Origin of the sequence: Mesorhizobium sp. M7A.F.Ca.AU.002.02.1.1 (assembly GCF_003998535.1) — a bacterium.
Lineage (GTDB): Bacteria > Pseudomonadota > Alphaproteobacteria > Rhizobiales > Rhizobiaceae > Mesorhizobium > Mesorhizobium ciceri.
This window is the reverse complement of the sequence record NZ_RZPB01000456.1, coordinates 1-5,046: the sequence shown is the minus strand read 5'-3', so window position 1 is coordinate 5,046 and position 5,046 is coordinate 1. Positions and strand designations below refer to the sequence as shown.

Sequence of the window (5,046 nt, the reverse complement as noted above, 5' to 3'; positions counted from 1 at the left end):
AAGTTGATGTTGACCGCCAGCAGGATCAGCTCGACCGACATCAGGATGACGATGACGTTCTTGCGGTTCAGGAAGATGCCGAACACGCCGAGCGTGAACAGAACAGCCGATACGGTCAGATAATGTGCGATGCCGACAACCATCTCAGAGTCCCTCGCCTGTCTTGACCTTGCGGATTTCCATGCCGGTCGCCGGTGTGCGGCCGACCTGGGCTGCGATCGACTGCCGCTTGACGCCTGGCTTGTGGCGCAGCGTCAGCACGATGGCGCCGATCATGGCGACCAGCAGCACGAGGCCCGAAATCTGGAAGTAGTAGAGGTAGTCCGTATAGAGGATGTCGCCGAGCGCGGCGGTATTGGTCCGCGTGGCAAGATCCGGAATGGGCTTGGAGACCGTCGAAGCGAGCTGCGGCGCGAAGGTGTAGCCGCCGAGAACCACGATCAGCTCCGCCGCCAGGATCAGCCCGACCAGCGCGCCGATCGGCGCATATTGCAGGGCGCCGCTCTTCAGTTCGGCGAAATCGACGTCGAGCATCATGACGACGAACAGGAACAGAACCATCACCGCGCCGACATAGACGACGAGCAGGATCATCGCCAGGAACTCGGCGCCGGTCAGCATGAACAGGCCGGCGGCGTTGAAGAAGGTCAGGATCAGGAACAGCACCGAATGCACGGGGTTGCGCGACGAAATGACCATGAACGCCGATGCCACCGCGACAAAGGCGAAGAGGTAGAAAAAGGCCGCCTCTAGTCCACTCAACATTGGGGATCCCCCGGGTTCCTGTACAAACAGGACAACCGTCCTGTTTCGATGTTTGCCGCCTCAGGCCGCAAGTTTCGTTGTGTCCTTAGACGAGGCCCCTCGCCCCGTCCATGCGTCAAATATCAGCGGTAGGGCGAGTCCAGCGAGATGTTGCGCGCCAGCTCGCGCTCCCACCGGTCGCCATTCGCCAACAGTCTGTCCTTGTCGTAGTAGAGTTCCTCGCGCGTCTCCGTCGCGAACTCGAAATTCGGCCCCTCGACGATGGCGTCGACCGGGCAGGCTTCCTGGCAGAAGCCGCAATAGATGCACTTCACCATGTCGATGTCGTAGCGCACCGTGCGGCGCGTGCCGTCATTGCGGCGCGGGCCGGCCTCGATGGTGATGGCCTGCGCGGGGCAGATCGCCTCGCACAATTTGCAGGCGATGCAGCGTTCCTCGCCGTTCGGGTAACGGCGCAACGCATGCTCGCCGCGGAAGCGCGGGCTGGTTGGCCCCTTCTCGTGCGGATAGTTGATCGTCTCCTTCGGCGCGAAGAACTGGCGCATCGACAGGAAGAAGGCGCTGACGAAATCCTGCAGCAGCAGCGATTTGGCGGCTTGGGAAAGAGCGGACATCACGCAAACCCCGTGATCTTGAGGAAGGCCGCGGTGGCGACCACCATGAACAGCGAGATCGGCAGGAACACTTTCCAGCCAAGCCGCATCAATTGGTCGTAGCGGTAGCGCGGCACGAAGGCCTTCACCATGGAGATGCCGAAGAACACGAAGCAGACTTTCAGCACGAACCAGATGACGCCCGGCACCCAGGTGAACGGCGCGAAGTCGAACGGAGGCAGCCAGCCGCCGAGGAACAGGATGGTGGCCAGCGCGCACATCAGCACGATGGCGACATACTCGCCGAGGAAGAACAAAAGGAACGGGGTCGACGAATATTCGACCATGTGGCCGGCGACCAGTTCCGATTCGGCTTCGACCAGATCGAAGGGCGGGCGGTTCGTCTCGGCCAGCGCCGAGATGAAGAAGATGATGAACATCGGGAACAGCGCCAGCCAGTTCCAGTCGAGGAAGGTGTTGGGCAGGCCAAGCCGCGTACCAATTCCATCATGCTGCGACAGCACGATATCGGTGAGGTTGAGCGAGCCGGCGGTGAGCAGAACGGTGACGATGACGAAGCCGATCGAGACTTCGTAGGACACCATCTGCGCGGCCGAGCGCAGCGCGCCGAGGAACGGATATTTCGAGTTCGACGCCCAGCCGCCCATGATCACGCCGTAGACCTCGAGCGAGGAGATGGCGAAGACATAGAGGATGCCGACATTGACGTTGGCGATCGCCCAGCCGTGGCTGACCGGGATGACCGCCCAGGCCGAGATCGCCAGCACGGCCGACACCAGCGGCGCCAGCAGAAACACGCCCTTGTTGGCGCCGGACGGGATGACCGGCTCCTTGAAGACGAACTTCAACAGATCGGCGAAAGCCTGCAGCGTGCCCCAGGGGCCGACGACGTTCGGGCCACGGCGCAATTGCACCGCCGCCCAGATCTTGCGGTCGGCGTAGAGGATGTAGGCGACGAAGATCAAAAGAACGACGATCAGCACGACTGACTTCAACAGGATCAGCAGCGCCGGCAGCACGTAGAAGGAGAAGAAAGTGTCCATGCTTATTCCGCCGCCTGCTTGAAGCCGCTCTTGGCCAGTGCCGAGCATTCCGCCATCACGGCCGATGCCCGCGCGATCGGGTTGGTCAGGTAGAAATCCTTCACCGGCGAGGTGAAGGTGCCCTTGTTCAGCCGTCCGCCGAGCTTCGCCACCTCGGCGATATCCTCGGCATTGCCGGCCGCGACCTGGTCGATACGGGCCAGATGCGGGTATTCGCCATAAAGCTTGGCGCGCAGCTGCGGCAGCGAATCGAACGGCAGTTTCTTGCCCAGCACATCCGACAGCGCCCGCAGGATCGCCCAGTCCTCGCGCGCCTCGCCCGGCGCGAAGCCGGCGCGGTTGGTCTGCTGCACACGCCCTTCGGTGTTGACATAGGTGGCCGATTTTTCCGTGTAGGCGGCCGCCGGCAGGATGACATTGGCGCGGTGCGCGCCCTGGTCGCCATGCGTGCCGATATAGACGACGAAGGCGCCGCCGGTCTTGGCCATGTCGATCTCGTCGGCGCCGAGCAGGAACAAGAGCTCCATTTCGCCCAGCATGCCGGCAACGTTTCTGCCGCCCTCGCCCGGCACGAAGCCGAGATCGAGACCGCCGACGCGCCCGGCCGCATTGTGCAGCACGGCAAAGCCGTTCCAGTCTGCGCGAGCAGCGTTGACGGCGGCCGCGAGCTTGGCCGCCTGACCGAGCACGGCCGCGCCATCGGCACGCGCCAGCGCGCCCTGTCCCACGATGATCAGCGGGTGTGTCGCCTTCTTCAGCGTCTGGAAGAACTTGCCATTGCCGTTGGCCAAATCCCCAAGCGAATCCGGCCCGGCGCCCAGCTGTTCGTAATCGTAGCGGGTATCGCCGACATCGCCGATGACGCCGACCGGCAGATTGCCGGTCCGCCAGCGCTTGCGGATGCGCGCATTGAGCACCGAGGCTTCATAACGTGGGTTGGCGCCGATGATCAGCACCGCATCGGCCTGCTCGATGCCTTCGATGGTCGGGTTGAAGATATAGCTCGCACGGCCCAGCGCCGGATCGAGTGCGGCGCCATCCTGGCGGCAATCGGTATTCTTCGAGCCGAGCGAAGCCATCAGCAGCTTGAGCGCATAGGTTTCTTCGACGGCGGCGAGATCGCCCGCGATAGCGCCGATCTTTTCGGGCGCCGTCTTCGACACCGCGTCCTTGATCGCGGCGAAGGCCTCGGCCCAGCTGGCAGCAACCAGCCTGCCGTCCTTGCGCACATAGGGGCGGTCAAGGCGCTGCGTGCGCAGGCCGTCCCAGATGAAGCGGGTCTTGTCGGAGATCCACTCCTCGTTCACCGCCTCGTTGACGCGCGGCAGGATGCGCATCACTTCGCGGCCCCGGCTATCGACGCGGATCGCCGAGCCGACCGCATCCATCACGTCGATGGATTCGGTCTTGGTCAGCTCCCACGGCCGCGCCTGGAAGGCGAATGGCTTCGAGGTCAGCGCGCCGACCGGGCAAAGGTCGATGACATTGCCCTGCAGCTCCGAGGTCATCGCCTGTTCGAGATAGGTGGTGATCTCGGCATCCTCGCCACGGCCGATCAGGCCCAGTTCGGAAATGCCGGCGACTTCGGTGGTGAAGCGGACGCAGCGCGTGCAGTGAATGCAGCGGTTCATCACCGTCTTCACCAGCGGTCCGATGTATTTGTCTTCGACCGCGCGCTTGTTCTCGTGATAGCGCGAGGAATCGACGCCGAAAGCCATCGCCTGGTCCTGCAGGTCGCATTCGCCGCCCTGGTCGCAGATCGGGCAATCCAGCGGATGGTTGATCAGCAGGAACTCCATCACGCCTTCCCTGGCCTTCTTGACCATCGGCGTGTTGGTGAAGATTTCCGGCGCCTCGCCATTCGGGCCGGGACGCAGGTCGCGCACGTTCATGGCGCAGGAAGCCTGCGGCTTGGGCGGCCCGCCCTTCACCTCGATCAGGCACATGCGGCAATTGCCGGCGATCGACAGCCGCTCATGGAAGCAGAAGCGCGGCACTTCCGCGCCAGCGTCTTCCGCCGCCTGCAGCAGCGTGTAGTGGTCGGGTACAGTGATCTCTTTCCCGTCGACCTTGAGCTTTGCCATTCGCCTCAAACCCCTGCGGAGTTCCCGCAATCTCTTTTTCCGGACGCGGTCGAGACCACGTCGAGCACTTCATTCACTTCTTGACGGCGAGCGCCGCCGCTTGAGCTGTCCAATCGTCGCGGCCGATGCGGCCGCCGAGCGACAGATAGTCCTCGACCCAGGCAACCTCTTGCGGCGTCCATGCCGCGATCTGGGCATACGTCCAGATGCCGAGGCCGTTGAGAACCTTTTCCAGCTTGGGCCCGATGCCGGATATCGCCTTGAGATCCGCCGGTTTCGCCGGCTTCTCCATGGCCTTGGGCTGCCTGAAATCCTCGGGCAACAGCGCATCGCCGACGCCGCCCGTTGCGGGAACGGCATTTGCCACCGGCGTCATGGTGGCGGCTTCCTTGGCGGCAATATCGGTGACTTCCTGCGCGAAGGACTGCGCCTCGGCGATCATTGTTTTCGCCGTTGCCCGTGCCTTGGTGGAGGAAGGACTCGGTTCATCGAACCGAGTCCTTCCTCCACCAAGGCACGGGCAACGGCGAAAACAATGAT

General features: G+C 63.3%; 5 protein-coding genes and 1 pseudogene. All 6 read right to left on the bottom strand.

What is annotated here, in order from left to right:
• A partial coding sequence (locus tag EN879_RS23940) for an NADH-quinone oxidoreductase subunit K (RefSeq protein WP_206520990.1) occupies positions 1-143 on the bottom strand: 143 nt, incomplete at its 3' end.
• A 1-nt stretch (position 144) separates the two neighbouring features.
• Positions 145-765 carry an NADH-quinone oxidoreductase subunit J gene (locus tag EN879_RS23935; protein WP_013531099.1) on the bottom strand — a complete coding sequence of 207 codons (621 nt, stop codon included), beginning with the start codon at positions 763-765 and terminating at the stop codon, positions 145-147.
• Positions 766-887: 122 nt separating this feature from the next.
• Complete coding sequence (nuoI, locus tag EN879_RS23930) at positions 888-1,379, bottom strand: NADH-quinone oxidoreductase subunit NuoI (RefSeq protein WP_013531098.1); 492 nt, start codon at positions 1,377-1,379, stop codon at positions 888-890.
• Positions 1,379-2,422 (bottom strand): NADH-quinone oxidoreductase subunit NuoH, encoded by a 1,044-nt coding sequence (gene nuoH / locus EN879_RS23925; RefSeq protein WP_013531097.1) that lies wholly within the window; start codon positions 2,420-2,422, stop codon positions 1,379-1,381. The genes nuoI and nuoH overlap by 1 nt, the downstream gene beginning before the upstream one ends.
• A 2-nt stretch (positions 2,423-2,424) precedes the next feature.
• Positions 2,425-4,506, bottom strand: coding sequence for an NADH-quinone oxidoreductase subunit NuoG (gene nuoG / locus EN879_RS23920; RefSeq protein WP_013531096.1), 2,082 nt, complete (start codon positions 4,504-4,506; stop codon positions 2,425-2,427).
• A 73-nt stretch (positions 4,507-4,579) separates the two neighbouring features.
• Positions 4,580-5,046 (bottom strand): annotated as a pseudogene (locus EN879_RS23915) (NADH-ubiquinone dehydrogenase); the annotation flags it as partial.

Bases quoted from the DNA above. Each gene is read 5' to 3' on its own strand.
- nuoG (WP_013531096.1), bottom strand. From the start codon at position 4,506: ATGGCAAAGCTCAAGGTCGACGGGAAAGAGATCACTGTACCCGACCAC.
- nuoH (WP_013531097.1), bottom strand. From the start codon at position 2,422: ATGGACACTTTCTTCTCCTTCTACGTGCTGCCGGCGCTGCTGATCCTG.
- nuoI (WP_013531098.1), bottom strand. From the start codon at position 1,379: ATGTCCGCTCTTTCCCAAGCCGCCAAATCGCTGCTGCTGCAGGATTTC.
- EN879_RS23935 (WP_013531099.1), bottom strand. From the start codon at position 765: ATGTTGAGTGGACTAGAGGCGGCCTTTTTCTACCTCTTCGCCTTTGTC.